The 21,322-nt window shown below is 65.4% G+C and carries 13 protein-coding genes and 1 pseudogene; 9 read left to right on the top strand and 5 right to left on the bottom strand.

The annotated features are described in order from the left end of the window. Window positions 1-7 precede the first annotated feature (7 nt). Window positions 8-2,326, top strand: a complete 2,319-nt coding sequence (locus H9532_RS07040) for a DEAD/DEAH box helicase family protein (RefSeq protein ID WP_296366915.1) — start codon at window positions 8-10, stop codon at window positions 2,324-2,326. Window positions 2,327-2,343: 17 nt separating this feature from the next. On the opposite strand, the gene uvrA is transcribed toward H9532_RS07040, so the two are convergent. From uvrA to recN, 4 genes and pseudogenes are all read right to left on the bottom strand, one after another. Continuing rightward, window positions 2,344-5,310 (bottom strand): excinuclease ABC subunit UvrA, encoded by a 2,967-nt coding sequence (gene uvrA, locus H9532_RS07035; protein ID WP_296366913.1) that lies wholly within the window; start codon window positions 5,308-5,310, stop codon window positions 2,344-2,346. 54 nt (window positions 5,311-5,364) lie between these two features. Beyond that, window positions 5,365-5,628 (bottom strand): annotated as a pseudogene (locus H9532_RS07030) (type II toxin-antitoxin system PemK/MazF family toxin); the annotation flags it as partial. A gap of 74 nt (window positions 5,629-5,702) precedes the next feature. Continuing rightward, complete coding sequence (locus H9532_RS07025; RefSeq protein ID WP_296366911.1) at window positions 5,703-5,933, bottom strand: AbrB/MazE/SpoVT family DNA-binding domain-containing protein; 231 nt, start codon at window positions 5,931-5,933, stop codon at window positions 5,703-5,705. A gap of 48 nt (window positions 5,934-5,981) precedes the next feature. Continuing rightward, on the bottom strand, window positions 5,982-7,652 hold the full coding sequence (recN, locus tag H9532_RS07020) for a DNA repair protein RecN (protein ID WP_296366909.1): 1,671 nt from the start codon (window positions 7,650-7,652) through the stop codon (window positions 5,982-5,984). A 107-nt stretch (window positions 7,653-7,759) separates the two neighbouring features. Between recN and H9532_RS07015 the strand changes: the two genes are divergently transcribed. The 8 genes from H9532_RS07015 (at window position 7,760) to purF (ending at window position 19,385) form a co-directional block, all read left to right on the top strand. After that, window positions 7,760-9,862 carry an AarF/ABC1/UbiB kinase family protein gene (locus tag H9532_RS07015; protein ID WP_296366907.1) on the top strand — a complete coding sequence of 701 codons (2,103 nt, stop codon included), beginning with the start codon at window positions 7,760-7,762 and terminating at the stop codon, window positions 9,860-9,862. Window positions 9,863-9,889: 27 nt separating this feature from the next. After that, window positions 9,890-10,486 carry an alpha/beta hydrolase gene (locus tag H9532_RS07010; protein WP_296366905.1) on the top strand — a complete coding sequence of 199 codons (597 nt, stop codon included), beginning with the start codon at window positions 9,890-9,892 and terminating at the stop codon, window positions 10,484-10,486. Window positions 10,487-10,565: 79 nt separating this feature from the next. Beyond that, window positions 10,566-11,624: a threonine synthase gene (thrC, locus tag H9532_RS07005; RefSeq protein WP_296367441.1), complete on the top strand. Its 1,059-nt coding sequence runs from the start codon at window positions 10,566-10,568 to the stop codon at window positions 11,622-11,624. A gap of 488 nt (window positions 11,625-12,112) precedes the next feature. Beyond that, entirely contained in the window at window positions 12,113-13,243 is a 1,131-nt protein-coding gene (dnaN, locus tag H9532_RS07000; protein WP_296366903.1) for a DNA polymerase III subunit beta, read from the top strand. After that, entirely contained in the window at window positions 13,240-14,037 is a 798-nt protein-coding gene (locus H9532_RS06995; RefSeq protein ID WP_296366901.1) for an RNA methyltransferase, read from the top strand. The genes dnaN and H9532_RS06995 overlap by 4 nt, the downstream gene beginning before the upstream one ends. A 171-nt stretch (window positions 14,038-14,208) precedes the next feature. Further along, a complete protein-coding gene (locus tag H9532_RS06990; RefSeq protein ID WP_296366899.1) occupies window positions 14,209-15,348 on the top strand; it encodes a M10 family metallopeptidase in 1,140 nt (379 codons plus the stop codon). A gap of 38 nt (window positions 15,349-15,386) precedes the next feature. Continuing rightward, window positions 15,387-17,762, top strand: coding sequence for a phosphoribosylformylglycinamidine synthase subunit PurL (purL, locus tag H9532_RS06985; protein ID WP_296366897.1), 2,376 nt, complete (start codon window positions 15,387-15,389; stop codon window positions 17,760-17,762). Window positions 17,763-17,807: 45 nt separating this feature from the next. Continuing rightward, window positions 17,808-19,385, top strand: a complete 1,578-nt coding sequence (gene purF / locus H9532_RS06980) for an amidophosphoribosyltransferase (RefSeq protein ID WP_296366895.1) — start codon at window positions 17,808-17,810, stop codon at window positions 19,383-19,385. A 1-nt stretch (window position 19,386) separates the two neighbouring features. Here the strand turns inward: purF and H9532_RS06975 are convergent, their stop codons facing one another. Then, window positions 19,387-21,240 (bottom strand): aspartate kinase, encoded by a 1,854-nt coding sequence (locus H9532_RS06975; RefSeq protein ID WP_296366893.1) that lies wholly within the window; start codon window positions 21,238-21,240, stop codon window positions 19,387-19,389. Window positions 21,241-21,322 lie beyond the last annotated feature (82 nt).

The raw sequence follows: 21,322 nt of genomic DNA, 5'->3' as shown, positions 1-21,322 counted from the left end.
ATGACCCGTGTCTGACACCGACGCCCGGGAACTGGAACGACTGCGCCGCGAAAACGCCCGACTGATCGCGCTGCTTGAGGCTCACGGCATCGACTGGGAGCCTGCCGAAACGAGCGGCCTCTCAACCCAGCAGAAAGTAAAGCTGTTCCGGCAACTCTTCCGCGGCCGGGAGGACGTCTACGCCCTGCGCTGGCACAGCGAACGGAGCGGGCGCTCGGGCTACGCGCCCGCCTGCGCCAACGAATGGCGGGAAGGTGTCTGCGAGAAGCCACGTGTGGCCTGCCGCGACTGCCAGCACCGGGAGCTCCTGCCCGTCACGGACGCGGCGATCTATGGCCATCTCGCCGGCGAGCACACCCTCGGCCTCTATCCGTTACTGGAGAACGACCACTGCTTCCTGTTGGCGGTTGACTTTGACGAGGAGGACTGGCGTGAGGACGCCCAAGCCTTGCTGCGGTCGTGCCGGGAACTGGAGGTGCCGGCGGTCCTGGAGATCTCACGCTCCGGGCAGGGCGCCCATGTGTGGGTGTTCTTCGAGGAAGCGGTGCCGGCACGGGAGGCACGCAGCCTCGGGGCAGCCCTGATCAGCCACACCTGCGCCGCGACCAGACAGCTGCGGCTCAGCTCCTACGACCGCTTGTTTCCCAACCAGGACGCCATGCCCAAAGGCGGCTTCGGCAACCTGATCGCTCTGCCCCTGCAGAAAGAGCCCCGACAACGAGGCTGCAGCGTGTTCGTGGATGAGGAGCTCAGGCCTTACCCGGATCAGTGGGCCTATCTGGCCTCGCTGCACAGGATGCCGGTGGCCGCGCTCGAGAACGTGATCCAGAACGCCACAGGCGGAGCGCATCCACTGGACCTGAGCTTCATCGACGAGGAAGACCTGGCCACCCCCTGGCAGACCGCAACGACACTGCCAAAACTGAGTGGTCCGCTGCCTTCATCGCTGCGCCTCACCCTGGCGGATCGGCTGTATGTGGAGCGCGCCGGGCTGCCGCAGGCACTGCTGAATCGCCTGGTGCGCCTGGCCGCTTTCGCCAATCCGGCCTTCTACAAAGCCCAGGCGATGCGTCTCTCTGTATGGAACACCCCGCGGGTGATCGGATGCGCGGAGAACTTTCCACAACACATCGCTCTGCCGCGCGGTTGCCTCGAAGCGGTGCAGACCCTGCTCGCAGAACAGGGAATCCAGGCGGATCTGGTGGATGAACGCGAGAACGGCTCAACGCTGAACCTGGCGTTCGCTGGCCAACTGCGCGGCGACCAGGACACTTCGGTGGCAGCCATGATCCGCCATGACATCGGGGTACTGCAGGCACCCACGGCCTTCGGCAAAACCGTGGTGGCCGCCGCGATCACAGCCCGCCGCAACGTGAACACCCTGGTGCTCGTGCATCGCGCCGAGCTGCTGCGGCAGTGGCAGGAACGACTGCAGAGCTTTCTCAACCCACCTCCCGAGGCGATCGGTTCAATTGGTGGTGGCAAAACCCGACCCAGCGGCCATCTGGATATCGCCGTGATGCAGTCCCTGGTGCGCCAGGGGGACGTGAATCCACTGGTGCAGACCTACGGGCAGGTGATCGTGGATGAATGCCACCACATCGCCGCCGCTTCCTTCGAGGCTGTGCTCAAGGCGGTGAAAGCCCGCTATGTGCTTGGGCTGTCCGCCACACCGGTGCGCCGGGATGGACTGCAACCGATCCTGTTCATGCAGTGCGGCCCGATCCGGCACCGAGCCAGCCAACCCGCCGGAGCCCCGCAGACGCTGGAGCTCGTGAGCCGTACACACCAACTGCCGGCAACCCTGCCGAGCGACCTGCCGGTTCAGGAGCTGATGCGCCGGCTGGCAGAGGATCAGGACCGCACGGATCAGATCGTGGCTGCAGCCCTGGACGCCTGGCAGGAGGGCCGCAATGTGTTGCTCCTGAGCGAACGCACGAACCACATCACAGCCATTGCCAGTGCGCTCGAACCACAGGTGAACGCACTGTTCGTGCTGCATGGCCGTCTGGGCCCGCGCAAGCGCAACGCCACCCTGGCTGCGCTCGAGGCACTCCCGCCAGACACCCCCCGCATCGTGGTGGCCACAGGGCGCTTGGTCGGCGAAGGATTCGACCATCCGCCTCTCGACACGCTGCTGCTGGCGATGCCCGTGTCGTGGAGGGGCACCTTGCAGCAGTACGCCGGTCGTTTGCATCGGCAACAAGCCGGTAAAATCAGCGTGCGCATCATCGACTGGCTCGATCACGGCCATCCGATCACGCAGCGCATGTGGGAGCGGCGGCTACGGGGCTACAAGGCAATGGGGTACGAGCTCAAGACGTGATCGTGCTCGTTGACTGATCAAGCCGCCACAGGCTGCGGCGGATGTTGCTCCAGCACCTGCTTGAGATAGCGACCTGTATGAGAGGTGGGATGAGCAGCAACGGTTTCCGGCGTGCCCGTCACAACGATCTGTCCGCCCTTGTCGCCACCTTCTGGACCCAAATCGATGATCCAGTCAGAGCAGCGAATCACGTCCAAATTATGCTCAATCACCAGCACAGAATTGCCCTTATCCACTAATCGCTGAATCACATCCATCAGCTTGTGCACGTCATAGAAGCTGAGGCCGGTGGTGGGTTCGTCGATCAGATAAAGCGTTTTACCGGTGGCGCGTTTGGAGAGCTCGGTGGCGAGCTTCACCCGCTGGGCTTCACCACCCGAGAGGGTGGGGGCCGGCTGGCCCAGCTTCACGTAGCCCAGTCCCACATCAACCAGAGTGCGCAGGCGATCGGCGGCCTGGGGGATGGCGGAGAACACCTCACAGGCTTGCTCCACGGTCATCTCCAACACGTCGGCGATGGTGTGGCCCTTGTATTTCACCTGCAAGGTCTCGCGGTTGTAGCGCGCGCCTTTGCACACGTCGCACTGCACGTAGACATCGGGCAGGAAGTTCATCTCGATCACGTTCACGCCCTGACCGCTGCAGGCTTCGCAGCGACCGCCCTTCACGTTGAAGCTGAACTGCCCCACCTGATAGCCGCGGGCCTTGGCCTCCACCGTGGCGGCGAACACCTGACGGATTGGATCAAAAGCACCGGTGTAGGTGGCGGGGTTGGAGCGGGGCGTGCGGCCGATCGGGCTCTGGTCGATCACAATCACCTTGTCGATCGCCTTGATCCCCTTCAGCTCCTGCACGCCAGAGGGGAAGGGCACCTTCATGCCGAGCTTGTGCTCCAGTGCCGGGTGCAGCAGCTCGTTCACCATCGTGCTTTTGCCGCTGCCACTCACCCCGGTCACACACACCAGGCGGCCGAGCGGAAACTCCACATCGAAGCCGGAGAGGTTGTTGCGCGCACAGCCCACCAGGGTGAGCTTGCGGGAACCGGTGTCGCGGCGCTCAGCCGGGGTGGGGATCGAGCGGCGACCGCTCAGGTAGGCACCGGTGAGCGAGTCTTCCGCGCTGATCAAGGCGTTGAAATCGCCCTCGGCCACGATGTGGCCGCCATGCACGCCGGCACCGGGGCCGATGTCGACGATGTAATCGGCGGCGCGGATCGTGTCTTCGTCGTGCTCCACCACGATCAGGGTGTTGCCGAGGTCGCGCAGCTTGATCAGCGTGTTGAGCAGGCGGTCGTTGTCGCGCTGGTGCAGGCCGATGCTCGGCTCGTCGAGCACGTAGAGCACGCCGGTGAGGCCGGCGCCGATCTGGGTGGCCAAGCGGATGCGCTGGGCTTCACCGCCGCTGAGCGTCATCGCCGGGCGATCGAGGCTCAGGTAGTCGAGGCCCACATCCAGCAGAAACTTGAGGCGCATGCGGATCTCGCGCAGCACCAAATCGCCGATCTGGATCTGACGGGGGCTGAGCAGCGGCGTGTCACCTTCATGGGCACCCACACCCATCAGCTCTTCGATCCGGCGCAGGCTCTCGCCCACGCTGGTGCTGGTGAGCTCGTGGATGCGGTAGGGGCCAACTCGCACCGCCAGAGCTTCCGGCTTGAGCCGCAGACCCTGGCAGCTGGAACAAGGCACCAGCTCCAGAAATTTCTCCAGCTTCTGGCGCATCGATTCGCCGCTGGCATCGCGCAGCTGGCGCTCCAGGATCGGCAGGATCCCCTCGAAGGGCCGCACGTAGGTCTGCGATTTGCGGTAACGGCTATCGGCCTGAATCGGAATGGGCTCCTTAGAGCCGTGCAGCAACACCTCGTGCTGCTCCGGGGTGAGTTCGTTCCAGGGGGTTTTGATCTCGAAGCCGAAGGCCTCGCCTACCGAATAAAGCAGCGAGAAGTAGTAGGCGTTGTCTTTCTCAGCCCAGGGCGCCACAGCGGCATACACCGGTTGCGATGGATCGGGGATCACCCGCTCCATCGTGAATTGGCGCAGATGGCCGATGCCGTGGCAATCGGCGCAGGCGCCATAGGGGCTGTTGAACGAGAACAGCCGTGGTGAGAGCTCCTCCATCACGGCGCCATGCACCGGACAGGCGAAGTTCTCGGAGTAGAGCCGCTCGCGCTCCACGCCTTCCGGCAATGCCTCATCCGCCTTAGGCACCACCTCCACCAGCGCCAGCCCATCGCCGCGCTTAAGGGCGGTGCGCAACGAATCGGTGAGCCGCTCCTGAATGCCCTCGCGCGACACCAAACGATCCACCACCACTTCAATGTTGTGGGCGTGGTTCTTGTCGAGCTCGATGTTGTCGGCGAGCTCACGCACCTCGCCGTTGATGCGCACCCGCGCGAAGCCCTCGGCAACCAGGCCGCTCAGCAACTTCACATGGGTGCCCTTCTTGCCGCGCACCACCGGAGCCAACAGCTGATAGCGCGTGCCCTCTGGCAGCGTGAGGATCTGATCGACCATCTCGTCGATCGATTGGGGCCGGATCGAGCGATCGCAATCCGGGCAGTGAGGTTCACCGGCGCGGCCGAACAACAGACGCAGGTAGTCCTGAATCTCGGTGACGGTGCCGACCGTGGAGCGCGGATTGTGGCTGGTGGATTTCTGGTCGATCGAAATGGCGGGTGAAAGCCCTTCGATCGCATCCACATCGGGCTTATCCACCTGCCCGAGGAATTGCCGCGCATACGCCGACAGGCTTTCGACGTAGCGGCGCTGCCCCTCCGCAAAGATCGTGTCGAACGCCAGTGAGCTCTTGCCGCTACCGCTCACCCCGGTGAACACCACCAGCTGGTTGCGCGGAATCGTGACGTCGACGTTTTTGAGGTTGTGCTGCCGGGCGCCTCGCACCCGGATCACGTCCTCCAAGGAGCCACCGTTCAGAGCCTGAAGCGCAGCCTTCTCGTTCACGCTTTTGGCGAGGGCGCGGGGCATCCAGGCGGCTCGGGAATAGGGGAGTCTACGGGCGCTGGCTGGTTGCAGGTTTGCTCAGTCGCTGGGGATGAGGCGCCGGAGGTGTGCTGCAACACCTGAACGATCCTGATCGGCCAACGCTCCAAGGCGGCCCAAGATCAGGCGCTCATCGAGGCTGAACAACTTGCGACGCACCAGACAGGGCTTCGGCAACCCCGTTCCCTCCAACTCCTGAATGAGCCAATCCAGAGGCCAGCTGGACTGGTTCGCCGTGGTCACCATCGCCAGGATGAGATGACCACTCTGGTTTTGAAAATCGGGAGCCGACACCACCAGTGCAGGGCGTCGCTTCTAAACAGCGCGGTCTGTGAACGGAAACGGAACGCGAACGAGCGAAAAGCTGGGGTAAGGCGTCACAGATCCGCAAAAGCCTCGTCGTCGGCTGCGCTGGTCCATTCCTGCAGGCCAGCTTCGAGCCCGCGCAGGTAAGTGAGATCCATCGGCGTTACAGGCTTGACCCGCACGGCGCCGTCCTGCAGCTCCCACGACAACTGATCACCCTGGCGCAGTCCCAAGGCCGTGCGCGAGGCCTTGGAGACGGTCACCTGCCCCTTGGCCGTCAGCGTGGCGAGCTCGATCGTCATGACAGGAACCAACGCCCTTCAATCCTTATGAAAGGCTTCCTTACATCCTTACGCCCGCTTCAGCAGGCTGGCCGCATAGCTGCGGGTTTCACCTGAATCGCCACCCGCCAGTTCCGCCAGTTCCGCCTGGCGGGCCTGGGTGTCCCGCAGTTGGGACACTTGCGTGTGGGTGACGCCGCCCCGCACCTCCTTAGCCACGCGGAAGTGATGGTCGGCCGCGGCGGCCACGAGGGGCTGGTGGGTGACGCAAAACACCTGGCGCTGCTGGGCCAGGCGCTGGAGGAGCTCGGCCATGGCGCCACTCACGCGGCCGCTCACGCCGGTGTCGATCTCATCAAACAGCAGCGTCACGTGTTGATCCGCCGCGGCCAGGCAGGTTTTCAGGGCCAGAAGGAAGCGACTCATCTCACCACCGGAGGCCACCTCCGCCAGCGGTGCCAGGGGCTGGCCAGGGTTGGCCGAGAACAGGAACTGCAGCGCATCAGCCCCCTCCTCACCAGGAGCAGCCGGCTCGATCGCCACACTGAAGCGCACATTGGCCAGGCCCATGGGGCGCAGAGCCTCCATTAATTGGTCCTCCAGGCGCGCGGCAGCGGCCTGGCGCGCCGTGGTGAGGTCGCCGTTGTATCGGTCGCGCTGGCGTCGGGCGGCCAGCTCAGCTGCTTCAAGCGCTTCCAAGTTGGCCTCAGCGCCGCCAGGCGCCAGCTGTTCCCGCAACTGATCGCGCCAATCAATCAGCTCGGCCAGGGTTTTGCCGTGGCGCCGCTCCAGTGCTTTGAGCTGGGCGATGCGCTCCTGCAGCTGGCCGAGGCTGTCTGGATCGCTCTCCAGCGAGGCGCCATAACGATCCAGCTCGCGGACCAGATCCTGCAACTGAGCCAGTGCCTCGCTGGCCTGGCCCGCCAGGTCAGCGATCGAGGGATCCAGCTGCTGCATCGCCGCTAGCTCCCCCTCGCAGGCGGCCAGATGGTCGAGGGCGGACGGGGCGTCATCGGCCCCATCCACCAGGCGACCGAGGAGCGTCATCACCCCTTCCTGCAGGCGCACTCCATGGGCGAGACGGTTCTCCTCGGCCTGGAGCTGCTCGCGCTCGGCGGGATCCTCCAGCTGGGCCGCCTCGAGATCCACCAGCAATTGCTCCTGGCGCTCGCGCTCCTGATGCAGCTGCTCCCAGTTGCTGCGGGCCTGCTCCAGCTGCTGGGCAGCGGAACGCCAGCTGCGGTAGGCCTCCGACACCGGAATCAAGAGGGCCTGGAGCACCTCGCCGGCATAGCGATCCAACCAACGCCGTTGCTGCCCAGGGCGCGCCAACTGCTGGGTTTGGCCTTGCACGGTGAGATCCAGCAGGAGCGGGCGCAACTCCTGGATCTGGGCTCTGTTCACCGCCACCCCATTGAGCCGGTGACGACTGTTGAGGCGATCGTCGCTGAGGCGCCATTCGCGGCTGAGCAGAATTTCGCCCTCTTCTGCCTCGAGCTCCTGCTGCTCCAACCAGCTCCGGAGCGGAGGCGTGAGGCTAAAGCTGGCCTCGATCACACCGCGATCACTGCCCTGGCGGAGCAAACGGGGGCCGCTGCCGCCGAGCAACGCATCGAGGGCATCCAAAAGAATGGATTTACCGGCGCCGGTTTCACCGGTGAGCACCGTGAATCCACCGCTGAAATCGAGCTGCAACTGCTCAATCAGCGCGATGTTCTGAAGGCGCAGTCCTGTGAGCAAGAGGGCGACGCGGCAGCAGCCGGGTAGTCGGCCCGACCGTAGCGGCTGTGTCTTTCGTTTAGAAGAGGGACAACCCTCAAAGGGCACCCGGGGCCCCAACCCGCGGCATGCCAAACCCGACGCCTTCGCTTACACCCTTGGAAGCCGCCAGCGCCGCCATGCGCCGCACCGTTCTGGGCAACGAAGCCAATGGCGTTGCGATCGAAGCCGGCACAGTCGAAACGAAGGCCCTCAACGCAACACCCAGCGAAGCGGAATCCGGGATCTGTACAGAAAGTACAGAAACAGTGCGCAGCGCAGCGCCGGAAGTAGAAACCACCACCACCCACCAGGCCGACCTCAGCGACTTCATCGAGGTTTCAGGTCTGCTCGAGTACGACCCAGCCGCCATCAGCCGCATTTACGCCGGCGCCCCCCAACGCCTGATCCGGCGCGTCTGGCAAACGCTCGTTCCGATCGGCCTCTACCTGCTGAGCGTGGGGATCGACTGGCTCACCCGCCGTCTTGCCAACCCCGAGCACGCCCGCGCCCGGGCCAAGGAAGCCGCGGACCTGGTGGCCTCCCTGGGCCCCGCCTTCATCAAGGCCGGCCAGGCCCTTTCCACCCGACCGGACATCATTCCGCCCCTGCTCCTGGAAGAGCTGGCGGGCCTGCAAGACCAGCTCCCAGGCTTTGATTCGGCCCTGGCGATGGCCTGCATCGAAGAAGACCTCGGCGCTCCGATCGACACGATCTACGCCGAGCTCGAGCGGGAGCCGATCTCTGCCGCCTCTCTTGGTCAGGTGCACCGCGGTGTGTTGCTGAGTGGCGAGAAGGTGGCTGTGAAGGTGCAGCGCCCGGGCCTGCGTGAGCAGATCACGCTCGATCTCTACATCGTGCGGAATATCGCGGCCTGGCTCAACCGCAACATCGGCCTGATCCGCTCCGATCTGGTGGCTCTGATCGATGAGCTGGGTAAGCGGGTATTCGAGGAGATGGATTACTGCAATGAAGCCACCAACGCCGAAACGTTTGCGGCCCTGCACGCCCACAACCCCCGCATTGCAGTTCCACGCATCTATCGCCATGCCACCGCCCGGCGGGTGCTCACCATGGAGTGGATCGATGGGGTGAAACTCACCAACCTCGAGGCGGTGCGCGAACTCGGCATCGATCCCGACGACATGGTGACCGTCGGGGTGAACTGCTCGCTGCAACAGCTGCTCGAGCACGGCTTCTTCCACGCCGATCCCCACCCTGGCAACCTGCTGGCCCTGCCCGATGGGCGCCTCGCCTATCTCGATTTCGGGATGATGAGCGAGGTGAGCCGCGAGAGCCGCACCGGGCTGATCCAGGCGGTGGTGCACCTGGTGAACCGCAATTTCGGAAAGCTCTCCAAAGATTTCGTGAGCCTCGGCTTCCTGGCGGAAGACGTGGATCTCTCGCCGATCGTGCCGGCCTTCGAGAGCGTGTTCGGCCAGGCCCTGGAGATGGGTGTGAGCCGGATGGATTTCAAGGCCGTCACCGACGACCTCAGTGGCGTGATGTACCGCTTCCCCTTCCAGGTGCCGCCCTACTACGCCCTGATCATCCGCTCGCTGGTCACGCTCGAAGGCATCGCCCTGAGCGTCGACCCCGACTTCAAGATCCTCGGCGCCGCCTATCCCTATTTCGCCCGCCGGTTGATGGAAGATCCCGACCCGCAACTGCGCAACAGCCTCAAAGAAATGCTGTTCGACGGCGAGATCTTCCGCTGGCAGCGGCTCGACAACCTGATCAGCAGTGCCGCCAGCGGCAGCCAGCTCGACCTTGATGGCCTGCTGGATCAGGTGCTCGATTTCCTGTTCTCCCCCAACGCCGGCATGCTCCGCAACCAGCTCGTAGAAGCCGCCGTGAACCAAATGGATGCCCTGGGCTGGCAAACGGCCCTACGCATCAGCCAGCGGCTGCCAAGGCCGCTGCGGCCGCCAGGCCTGCGCGACCGTCTGCCCATGAGCGCCAACGACGCCGAACTGCTCTCGCTCGAGCCGATCCAGCGACTGGTGGCGATCCTGGCGCAGCTGCCGGGCTTCGATCCCCAGCTGCTGCTCAAACGGGTGCCGCGCCTGCTGCAGGAAACGGAACTGCGCCGCATGGGAGCCGAACTGGCCCGCGGCCTGGCGGAACGGGGTGTGGTGCACCTGGTGCGCGATGTGTTGGTGGGCGCTGATCTGCAGCGGAAGCCGGCCTAGGGTCTGGCGACTGCACCGCCACCAGCCATGCCGATCAGCAAGCGTCAGCGTCTCACCGCTGCGGTGCTGAGCCTGGGCTTGATCGGCAGCAGCCCCGCCGCCATCGCCGCCGAAAACGTGGTGTTCGTGACCGGGGCCTTCCGCCGCTCGATCGCCGTGGCAGATCTGGAATACCTGGCCGATACGGGCAAAGCGCGGGGCCTGATGGCCGATGTGCTGATGATCGCCAAGCAGAAGCCTGAGGAGGTGAGCAAGCTGCTCAAGGCCGAGCTCTCGATTCCGCTGCTGCTCACGAGCCGGCTGCTCAGCACCCGCCTCGGCGAAGCGCTCCTGGCCCGCATCGCTCAGATCATCTACCCGCTCTATGCCAAGCGATCGGGTGTTCCGGCCCTACGGGCTGGCGTGATCAATGCCCTGGTGGCCACCGGCGGCAAGCTCAGCGCCATCAGCTTCCTCAAGGCCTACCCAGTGGATGAGATGGAAGTGAGCATTCCGGCCCTACTGGCGGTGCTCCAAAAAGCGAAATCGGTGAGTGAGCTGATCCAGTTCTTTATGGAGTCGCCGCTCGATGGCCTGCGGGGCAGCGCCGGCGGCAGCGAGCGGCCCGCGAAACCCGCCCCGTAGATTCGGCTCCAGACCGTCCCTGCTGCCCGTGGCCCTGTTGTCCTCCCTTCGCCGGCGCCTGGGACACACCCGCCCGGCCATGCAGGACTGGCCGGGCCTAATCGAGGGCTACCGCAAGTGGCTGCCGGTGAGCGACAAAACACCGGTGATCACCCTGCATGAAGGCGCGACGCCCCTAATCCCCGCCCCTGTGATTGCCGAGCGCATCGGCAAAGGCGTGAAGGTGTATCTGAAATATGACGGCCTGAACCCCACCGGCTCCTTCAAAGACCGGGGCATGACCATGGCCATCTCCAAGGCCAAGGAAGCGGGCTCAGAAGCCGTGATCTGCGCCAGCACCGGCAACACCTCAGCTGCGGCCGCGGCCTATGCACGCCGCGGCGGCATGCGCGCGTTCGTGCTGATCCCCGATGGCTACGTGGCGCAGGGCAAGCTCGCCCAGGCCCTGCTCTATGGCGCTGAAGTACTGGCGGTGAAGGGCAACTTCGATCGGGCCCTGGCGATCGTGCAGGAGGTGGCGAACCAATACCCGATCACCTTGGTGAACTCGGTGAACCCCTTCCGCCTGCAGGGCCAAAAAACCGCGGCCTTCGAGGTGGTGGATGCCCTGGGCGAGGCGCCCGACTGGCTGTGCATCCCCGTGGGCAACGCCGGCAACATCAGCGCCTACTGGATGGGCTTCAACGAATACAAGGCCGCCGGTCACAGCCGCAGGCTGCCTCGAATGATGGGCTTCCAGGCCGCTGGATCCGCCCCTCTGGTGCTGGGCCACACCGTGGAGCAGCCCGACACGATCGCTACCGCCATCCGCATCGGCAACCCAGTGAACAAGGAGCGGGCCCTCAAAGCCCGGGCCGAGAGCAACGGCGATTTCATGGCCGTCACCGATGCCGAAATCATCGAGGCCTACAAGCTGCTGGGCAGCGGTGAAGGCGTGTTCTGCGAGCCCGCCAGTGCCGCCTCCGTGGCCGGCCTGCTCAAGCGCCGCGAGGAGGTGCCCGCGGGCGCCACGGTGGTGTGCGTGCTCACTGGAAACGGCCTCAAGGACCCCACCACGGCCATCGAACACAACGATTCCAAGTTCCACACCGGCCTCGAGCCCGATACGGCCACCGTGGCCCGCGTGATGGGCTTCTGAACCGGCGAGCAGCAGCGCTGCTCATTTCAGCCGTTCACCACCTCAGTTGAAACCCGCTGGTTTGCCCAGCGGGTTTTTTTGTGCCTTTTTCACCCACATGAGCCCAGGAAGGTCGCAACCACCCGAAAAAGCGTCTGCCCACAACCTGCGGAAAACCGACCAGGCGACCACTGGAAAACGCAGCCGAACAACCAGCCCTTCAATCGATCCGTTTTCCGCAGCCCCGGGAATTAGCGGAAATCGCCCGCCGCTCCGTTTGTTCACAACCGGATTCACCAGGGATGTGGAAATGAAATCCTTTGTGCTGCAATCGTTTTGGGTCGTTTCCGTGGGTTTCCCCACCATCTACGACTACGGGTTTGGGTTTTTAGTTTTAAAAGCCTTTGATCCGTTAGACGTCGGGTTGGGGAGAAGTGGGGAAACCGCTCGCCAGGCCCGTTGCACTTCCCAGCGCGTTGTGGAAGCGTGGGGACCGCTTTGCCCCCGCCATGAAGCTGGTCTGCTCCCAGGCCGAACTCAACGCCAGCCTTCAGCTGGTGAGCCGTGCCGTGGCAGGGCGCCCCACCCACCCGGTGTTGGCCAACGTGCTGCTCACCGCTGATGCCGGCACCGGCCGGCTCAGCCTCACCGGTTTTGATCTGAGCCTCGGAATCCAGACCAGCCTCAGCGCCTCGGTGCATAGCAGCGGCGCCATCACCCTGCCGGCCCGTCTGTTCGGCGAAATCGTGGCCCGCATGCCTTCCGATAGCCCGATCAGCCTGAGCTGTGAGGAAGGCGGTGAGCAGGTGGAACTCACCAGCGCCTCCGGCAGCTACCAGATGCGTGGTATGCCGGCGGAAGACTTCCCGGAGCTGCCCCTCGCCCAGGCCGCCACACCGATCAAGCTCGATCCCGACGTGTTGGTGAAGGGGCTGCGCGCCACCCTGTTTGCCAGCAGCAGCGATGAAGCCAAACAGCTGCTCACCGGCGTGCACCTGGGTCTCGATGCTGAAGGGTTGGAGTGCGCCGCCACCGATGGGCATCGCTTGGCCGTGCTGCGGCTGCAGAACAGCGCCGACGGCGAAGCGGATCTGGATGTGACGGTGCCAGCCCGATCACTGCGGGAGCTCGAGCGCTTGCTGTCCAGCCGCGGCGGCGGCGATCCGGTGAGCCTGTTCTGCGATCGCGGCCAGGTGGTGTTCCAGTGGGCCGATCAGGTGCTCACCAGCCGCAGCCTCGATGGCGCCTATCCCAACTACCGCCAGCTGATCCCTGAGAGCTTTGCCCGCAGCCTCAAGCTCGATCGCAAGGGTTTGCTGGGCGCACTGGAGCGCGTGGCCGTTCTGGCCGATCAGCACAACAACGTGGTGAAGATCACCAGTGATCCCGTGGCTGGCCAATTGGCCATCAGCGCTGATGCCCAGGATGTGGGCAGTGGATCCGAAGCGATTGCTGCCGACGTGAGCGGCGACGCGATTCAGATCGCCTTCAACGTGCGCTACGTGCTCGAAGGCCTCAAGGCGATGAGCGCCGAGCGGGTGGAACTGCGCTGCAATGCCCCCACAACGCCGGTGGTGCTGGCACCGCAGGATGATTCGGCCTTCACTTACCTGGTGATGCCGGTGCAGATCCGCCAGTGAGCCTGCCGGAGCAACTGCTGCTGAGCGATTTGCTGTGCCGCCGGGTGCGTTGCGATCAGGGGATCGACCATGGCGCCGGTGCGATTGCCTGGATGCATCCCCCGGTGCATCGCCTGCTCGGTTGGATCAGCAAGCCCTCGGCCTTTGGCGATCGCCGCCAGGCCTGGCGCCTTGATCAGTTGCGTGGCTTCAGTGAACTGGAAGCCCTGGTGAAGGGGCCTGGGGCTGATACCGATCTCCCCACGGTGGATCGGCTGCCCACCCTGATCGAAGCAGCGCTGCTCGATCGCCACGGCGAGGTGATCGGCAGTGTGGCCGACGCCGCGGTGGAGCTGAGCACGGGCCGCATCGTGCATTACCTGGTGGCCCGCAGTGATCCGCGCCTGCCCGGCAGCAGCCGTTGGCGCCTCAGCCCTGAGCGCATCAGCGACCAGCAGCCTGGCCAGGTGTTTACGGGGTTGAGTGGTCTGGATGACCTACCGCTGGCGCGGGCCAGCGTGCGCCAGGAATTCCTGCGCCGCGGCCGCCGCTGGCGTGATCAGCTGCAGGAGGAAACCGAGCGCCTGCGCGATTCGTTCCAGCAGGCTGGCGATCGTTTTGAAGAGCGCCTCGAAGGCTGGTTGGAAGAGGAGCCGGAACGGCAAGCCGAGCCCTACGAACCCGCTGAACGCTGGCCTGAACGAGAGGGGAGTGAACCTCGCGACGCCTGGGATGACTGGGATGCGCCCACAGCAGATGCGCTCCGATCTCGCCGCCGTCGATCTGAAGAAGCGGAAGACGACCCCTGGCTGTAACCCTGCTGTAACGGCACGCGCCCTGCGTTTCGGCATTCCTTACACATCGCTCGGCATTCGAAGCCGCGTCCAGCGGGTTTAGCCTGGACAGATCAGGCTGCTGCAGATCAAGTGTGTTACAGGTGTTTCCTGGCTGGAGGTGACACCACCACCCTGGGCTTGTCCCATGCCTTGGCTCAGAGCTCCATTCGCACGATTCCTTCCGAGCAGCTGATCGCACCTGATTTTCGGGATTTCAGTCAGCAGCAGGTGGTGACTGATGGAGTGCTGGACCTCTACCTGCATCGTCCGGCCGGACCGGTGGCGGTGAATGGCGGTGGCTATGGCCCCCAAACCATTCAGACCCTCGCGATGGAGGATGCGTTTTACAGCTTTTTAACGGCTTCAATTGAGCGGTTAGACGCTGAAATCAACCTTGATTTTCGCTTGGTTCAAGATCCCGCTCTAGCGGATGTGCGTTTCTACCTCGATCGTGAGATCAACCTCGGAGATAGCGGTGGCGTCACGTTAGGCATCGCCCTCCTTAACGACACACCTCAGCGCGATTTCTGGGAGGTGATGCTCAATACGCCCGCCTTCAACGACGAGAGCGACTACTTCTATTTCTCCGCCTTGCATGAGCTGGGTCACACCCTGGGCTTGGAGCATCCCTTCGACAGCTCCGATGGGGATGTATTTGTGAGCGCCAACTCTTCACTCAGTGCCTATCCCGAAGAGACGTTGATGGCCTATCGATCGCCCTGGGCTGATCAATGGCCCACCTGGTTCAGCAACAATGATTTAGCGGCCCTCAAGGCGATCTGGGGCGAAGCCCCTGGCGCTGACACACAGCCCCCAGTGTTGTTCCAAAAGCTGATTGGTACCAGCAGCGACGACGCGCTTATTGGGGGCTCCGGTAGCGACCTCATCCTGGGGGATTTCGGCAACGACACCCTTACAGGAGGACCAGGAGCCGACGAGCTCTGGGGTGATCTAGGCAGCAACCAGTTCTTCAGCAGCGCCGATGAGGCAACTGACTGGTTGTTGATCAGCCGTGATGGCTCCAAGAGGCCCCGTCGAAACCAGGGCACTGTGGATGCGATCGCCGAGCTCGGTTCGGAGGATCATGTGGGCATTCTTGGCGCCTCCACACGCCGGCTGCGCTTCAGGTCCACCTCGATCAACAGCACCGCCTACAGCCAGCTCGATGGAATAGGGATTTATGTGGGCAATCGCTTGGAAGCCGTCTACACCGGCGGCGACTTGAGCCTGGTCGACCTTCGCGATCTCACCGTCGGTCTGCCCGCCAGCTACACCGGCGACCTCGGGTGAGTCGCTCAGCGAGACTGGACTGATCTGCTCCGTAGGTCGTGGTCGCCGCTCCCGAGTACTCCGTTCCCGAAGCCCTCAAGAAGGAGAACCTCAGCCAGGCGGATTACGACGAGATCTGCCGCCGCCTCGGCCGCGCCCCCAACCGCGCTGAGCTGGGCATGTTCGGCGTGATGTGGTCGGAGCACTGCTGTTACCGCAACTCGCGCCCGCTGCTCCAGGGCTTCCCCACCACCGGCCCGCGCATCCTGGTGGGCCCCGGTGAGAACGCCGGGGTGGTGGACCTGGGCGAGGGCCAGCGCCTGGCTTTCAAGATCGAGAGCCACAACCACCCCTCGGCTGTGGAGCCGTTCCAGGGAGCGGCCACGGGCGTGGGCGGCATCTTGCGCGACATCTTCACCATGGGCGCCCGGCCCATCGCCCTGCTCAATGCCCTTCGCTTTGGGCCCCTGGAGGACGAGCGCAATGTGGGCTTGATGGAGGGCGTAGTGGCCGGCATCGCCCACTACGGCAACTGCGTGGGCGTGCCCACCGTGGGCGGTGAAGTGGCGTTCGACGCCAGCTACTCCGGCAACCCGCTGGTGAACGCCATGGCCCTGGGGCTGATGGAAACCGAGCAGATCGTCTGCTCCGGCGCCGAGGGCGTGGGCTACCCCGTGGTCTATGTGGGCAGCACCACCGGCCGCGACGGCATGGGCGGCGCCAGCTTCGCCAGCGCCGAGCTCACCGAGGCCTCCCTTGATGATCGCCCCGCTGTGCAGGTGGGCGACCCCTTCCTGGAGAAGGGCCTGATCGAGGCCTGCCTCGAGGCTTTCCAGACCGGCGATGTGGTGGCTGCTCAAGACATGGGCGCCGCCGGACTCACCTGCAGCTGCTCGGAGATGGCCGCCAAAGGTGGACTGGGCATCGAGCTGGATCTCGATCGTGTGCCGGCCCGTGAGGCCGGTATGACCCCCTACGAGTTCCTGCTGAGCGAATCCCAGGAGCGGATGCTGTTCGTGGTGAAGCCCGGCCGCGAGCAGGCGCTGATGGATCGCTTCACCCGCTGGGGCCTGCAGGCCGCTGTGGTGGGCCGCGTGCTGGAAGACAACATCGTGCGCGTGCTCCAGAACGGCGAGGTGGCCGCCGAGGTGCCCGCCAGCGCCCTGGCCGACGACACGCCGATCAACCGCCATGAGCTGATCAGCGAACCCCCTGCCGAGATCCAGGCCCACTGGTGCTGGAGCGAAGCCGAACTGCCCGCCGCTACCGCCGCTGGCATCACCCCCGCGGGCGGCGCCCGATCCGGCCAACCCACCAGCTGGAACGAGGCCCTGCTCGAGTTGCTCGACGACCCCACCATCGCCTCCAAGCGCTGGGTCTATCGGCAGTACGACCACCAAGTGCAGGCCAACACCGTGGTGCCTCCCGGCGGCGCCGATGCGGCCGTGGTGCGTCTGCGGCCCCAGCAGGGCGAGGGCGCGCTGGCCCAGGCCAGCCGCGGCGTGGCCGCGGTGGTGGACTGCCCCAACCGCTGGGTGGCCCTTGATCCCGAGCGCGGCGGTATGGCGGCGGTGGCCGAGGCCGCCCGCAACCTCAGCTGCGTGGGCGCCGAACCCCTCGCCGTCACCGACAACCTCAACTTCCCCTCCCCCGAAACCCCCACCGGCTACTGGCAGCTGGCCCTGGCCTGCCGCGGCCTCTCCGCGGCCTGCTCCGCGCTGGACACGCCCGTCACCGGCGGCAACGTCTCCCTCTACAACGAAACCCGCCTGCCCGATGGGCGCATGCAGCCGATCCACCCCACGCCGGTGGTGGGCATGGTGGGCCTCGTGCACGATTTGGCCCATGTGCGCGGCCAGGCCTGGCGCGAAGCCGGCGATGCCATCTGGCTGCTTGGGGTGCCGTTGGAGGCAGGAGAGGCTCCCGCCGATCCCCGCCTGAGCCTGGCCGGCAGCAGCTATCTGGAGCGGGTGCATGGAGCCGTCACAGGGCGCCCGCCCGAGATTGATTTGCAGCTCGAGTGCTCAGTGCAGGGCTTCCTGCGCCAGGCGATCGCGGCTGGTCTGGTGCGCTCCGCCCACGACCTCAGCGACGGCGGCCTGGCGGTGGCTGCCGCAGAGAGCTGCATCGCCAGCGGCCTCGGTGCCCACCTGGAGATTCCCGCCAGCGCTGCTCGGATCGATCGACTGCTGTTTGCTGAGGGTGGGGCCCGCATCCTGGTGAGCGTCGCTCCGGCCCAGGGCGCCGCCTGGCAGCAGGCCCTCGATGCGGCTGGCGTGCCCGCCCAGTGCCTTGGTGTGGTGGCCGCAGAGGCGGAGCTGCAGATCCAACAGGCCGGTCAACCACTGGTGCAGCTGCCGGTGGCCCAGCTGGAGGCCCAGTTCGAGCAGGCCATCCCCCGCCGGATGGGCGTGGATCTGCCGCCCACCGCCTGAGCGCTCCGACTGCCCGTCCAACGCCCCAGCACAAAGGCCGCACTGATGCAAAATGCTGAAACAAACCAGAAGGTGGGAACTGCGGTGACCGACGTGCACTCCGTCCTGCGTTCCACGACTCAACAGCTCTCATCCGAGGCCTTCAACCCCGAGCGCCCCGATAAGCCGGAAGAGGCCTGCGGCGTGTTCGCTGTGCTGGCAACGGATCAGCCGGTGGCCAACCTCACCTATTTCGGCCTCTACGCCCTGCAACACCGCGGCCAGGAGTCGGCGGGGATTGCCGTGTTTGATGCCGATCCCGGCGAGGCAGCGCGCCCCAAGGTGCGCATGCACAAGGATATGGGCCTGGTGAGCCAGGTGTTTGACCAGAGCGTGCTGGAGCGTCTGCCCGGCCAGCTGGCCATTGGGCACAACCGCTACTCCACCACCGGTAGCAGCAAGGCTTGCAACGCCCAGCCAGTGCTGCTCAACACCCGCCTCGGCCCCCTCGCCTTCGCCCACAACGGCAACCTGGTGAATGCCGGCGAACTGCGCGAGGCGATTGCGGCCGACATCCCCGAGGTGGAGTTCACCTCCACCACCGACTCGGAGCTGATCGCTTTCGCGATCCAGCATGCGGTGAATCAAGGTCTTGATTGGGAAGCCGCCATTCGCGAGGCTGCCAGCCGCTGCCGCGGTGCGTTCAGCCTGGTCATCGGCACGCCGGAGGGGCTCTACGCCCTCCGCGATGGCCATGGCATCCGCCCGCTTGTGTTTGGCCACATGGGTGAGCCCAGCGAGGCCCAGTGGGTGGTGAGCAGTGAAACCTGCGGACTCGACATCATTGGTGCGAGCTTCGACGGTGATGTCGAGCCCGGCGAGCTCATGCATTTTCGTCTCGGTGATTCCGAGCCCAGCCGAAGCCGCTGGATCACCGAACCCGCGAAGCTCTGCGTGTTCGAGATGATCTATTTCGCTCGGCCCGATAGCCGCTTCTTCGGCGAATCGCTCTACAGCTACCGCGTGCGCATCGGCGAAGTGCTCGCCCGCGAAACTCCGGTGGCGGCCGACATCGTGATCGGCGTGCCTGATTCCGGCATCCCGGCAGCCATTGGCTATTCGCAGTACAGCGGCATCCCCTTCGGCGATGGCCTGATCAAAAACCGCTACGTGGGCCGCACCTTCATTCAGCCCACCCAGGCCATGCGCGAAGCCGGCATCCGCGTGAAGCTCAACCCCCTGCCGGATGTGCTCGCTGGCAAGCGCGTCGTGGTGATCGACGACTCCATCGTGCGGGGCACCACGAGTCGCAAGCTCGTAGCCGCCATACGCGATGCCGGTGCCACCGAGGTGCACATGCGCATCAGCTCTCCGCCGGTGACCCACCCCTGCTTCTACGGCATCGACACCGACACCCAGGATCAGCTGATCGCCGCCCGCCTCACCCTCGAGGAGATCGCCGCCCATCTGGGCGTGGATTCACTCGCTTACCTGAGCAAAGAGGGCATGGTGGAAGCCGCCCAGGCCAACGCTGGCCACTTCTGCACCGCCTGCTTCGACGGCGCCTATCCGATCGAGATGGATGAAAGCGTCAGCGGCAGCAAGCTGATGCTCGAGCCCAAGGGGATCGCGGCGACGGTCTGATTCACGCCGGCGCTTCAGTGCCTTGGGCCTGATGCTGTACTGCACCGCCCAAGCCAAAGGCCGCGTGCACCACCTGCAGCGCCTTCACGCCATCGCTCTCCGGCACCACACAACTGGTGCGGATCTCGCTGGTGGCGATCATCTCGATGTTCACGCCCGCATCCGCCAGGGAGCGGAACATGCGGGCGGCTGTGCCGGCGGTGCAGGGCATGCCGGCTCCCACGGCGCTGACGCGGGCGATGGCCATGCCTTCTTCAAAGCTGGCGCCAGGCCATTGGTTGAGCAGCGGTTGCAGGGCGGTGCGGGCCCGCTCCAGTTCCTCGCGTTTGAGGCAGAAGCCCATGTCGCGGCTTTGCTGATCGCCGGAGCCGTGGCTGCGCTCCGATTGCACGATCGCATCGAGGCTGATGCCCGCATCGGCGAGCACGCGGCACACCGCGGCAGCGGTGCCAGGCTTGTCGGGGATCCGGCGCACGGCCACCTGGGCTTGGTCGCGATCCAGGGCCACGCCGCGCACTTCCGGTTCGCCGGCGCCGGAGGGAGGTGGGTTGAGATGGAGTTGCCGCTCGTTGAGCTCGAAGCACTGGGCTGCCGCCTGCAGCGCCTTATTGCCTTGATGGCCAGCCACCAGACAGCTCACCTTCACTTCGCTGGTGGCGATCAGGCGCAGGTTGATGCCGCTCTTGGCGAGGGTGTCGAACAGGCGTGCGGCCACTCCGGGGCGACCCATGATCCCGGCGCCCGAGATGCTCAGCTTCGCCATGCCGCCCTCGGCGCTGATCGTGGCGCCTTCGGCGCCGGGTCCTATGGCTGCCAGCACCTCGCGGCACACCAGCTGAGCCCGATCCAGTTGCGCCTCGGCCACGGTGAAGGCGATGTCATTGGTGAAGCCGCAATGATCGCCGCTGCAGGCGGTGTCGGCTTCGTGGGTGGATTGCACGATCAGATCCACGTTCAGACCCGCGGCTGAAAGCGCTTCAAACAGCTGGGCTGCCACTCCGGGGCGGTCGGGCACATGGGCCAGGGCCAGCACGGCCTGGTCGGTGTCGAGTTCGGCGCCATCCACGGGTTTGCCCAGCTCGAGGCCCTCGCCGCTACCGCGGCGGCTGGCGGCATCGCTGGTGAGCAGGGTGCCGGGCTGATCGCTCCAGCTGGAGCGCACCACCAGGGGCACGCCGTAGTTGCGGGCGATTTCCACGGCCCGTGGGTGCAACACCGCTGCGCCGAGGCTGGCCAGCTCGAGCATCTCGTTGCAGGTGATCGTGTCCATCAGCTGGGCATCGGCCACCTTGCGCGGGTCGGTGGTGAGCACCCCCGGCACATCGGTGTAGATCTCGCAGGCATCGGCGCCGAGGGCCGCTGCCAGGGCTACGGCCGAGGTGTCGGAGCCCCCGCGGCCCAGGGTGGTGATCTCGGGAAGGCCGCTCAGGCCACTGCTGGTGCCCTGGAATCCAGCCACCACCACCACGTTGCCGTCGCCAAGCAGGCGCTGCAGGCGGTCGGTGCGCACCTCGAGGATGCGAGCGCGGCCGTGGGCTGATTCGGTGAGGATGCCCACCTGTGGGCCGGTCATCGATACGGCCGGCACCCCCAGGGTGTTGAGTGCCATCGCCAGCAGTGCGATTGACACCTGCTCACCGGTGGCCAGCAGCATGTCCATCTCCCGCTGGGGGGGGTTGCTGCTGATCGCCCGCGCCAACCCCGTGAGCTCATCGGTGGTGTGGCCCATGGCCGACACCACGATCACCAGATCGTTGCCGGCCTGACGGCTGGCAGCGATGCGCTGGGCCACGGCCTGGATCCGCTCCACATCGGCCACGGAAGTGCCGCCGAACTTCTGGACCAGCAGGGCCATAGCGATGGGCGCCGGCGCCGGCGCGGATACAGCGTTAACGCGTGATTGTCCTACGCCGCCTTGGTGGTCGCTGGTTTGGGTA

It is taken from the genome of Vulcanococcus sp. Clear-D1 (assembly GCF_014654725.1).
Lineage (GTDB): Bacteria > Cyanobacteriota > Cyanobacteriia > PCC-6307 > Cyanobiaceae > Vulcanococcus.
Note: the sequence above shows the minus strand (reverse complement) of the source record. Positions and strands in the feature narration are given on the sequence as shown.

Bases quoted from the DNA above. Each gene is read 5' to 3' on its own strand.
- uvrA (WP_296366913.1), bottom strand. From the start codon at position 5,310: ATGCCCCGCGCCCTCGCCAAAAGCGTGAACGAGAAGGCTGCGCTTCAG.
- H9532_RS07025 (WP_296366911.1), bottom strand. From the start codon at position 5,933: ATGACGATCGAGCTCGCCACGCTGACGGCCAAGGGGCAGGTGACCGTC.
- H9532_RS07015 (WP_296366907.1), top strand. From the start codon at position 7,760: ATGCCAAACCCGACGCCTTCGCTTACACCCTTGGAAGCCGCCAGCGCC.
- H9532_RS07010 (WP_296366905.1), top strand. From the start codon at position 9,890: ATGCCGATCAGCAAGCGTCAGCGTCTCACCGCTGCGGTGCTGAGCCTG.
- thrC (WP_296367441.1), top strand. From the start codon at position 10,566: ATGCAGGACTGGCCGGGCCTAATCGAGGGCTACCGCAAGTGGCTGCCG.
- dnaN (WP_296366903.1), top strand. From the start codon at position 12,113: ATGAAGCTGGTCTGCTCCCAGGCCGAACTCAACGCCAGCCTTCAGCTG.
- purF (WP_296366895.1), top strand. From the start codon at position 17,808: ATGCAAAATGCTGAAACAAACCAGAAGGTGGGAACTGCGGTGACCGAC.
- H9532_RS06975 (WP_296366893.1), bottom strand. From the start codon at position 21,240: ATGGCCCTGCTGGTCCAGAAGTTCGGCGGCACTTCCGTGGCCGATGTG.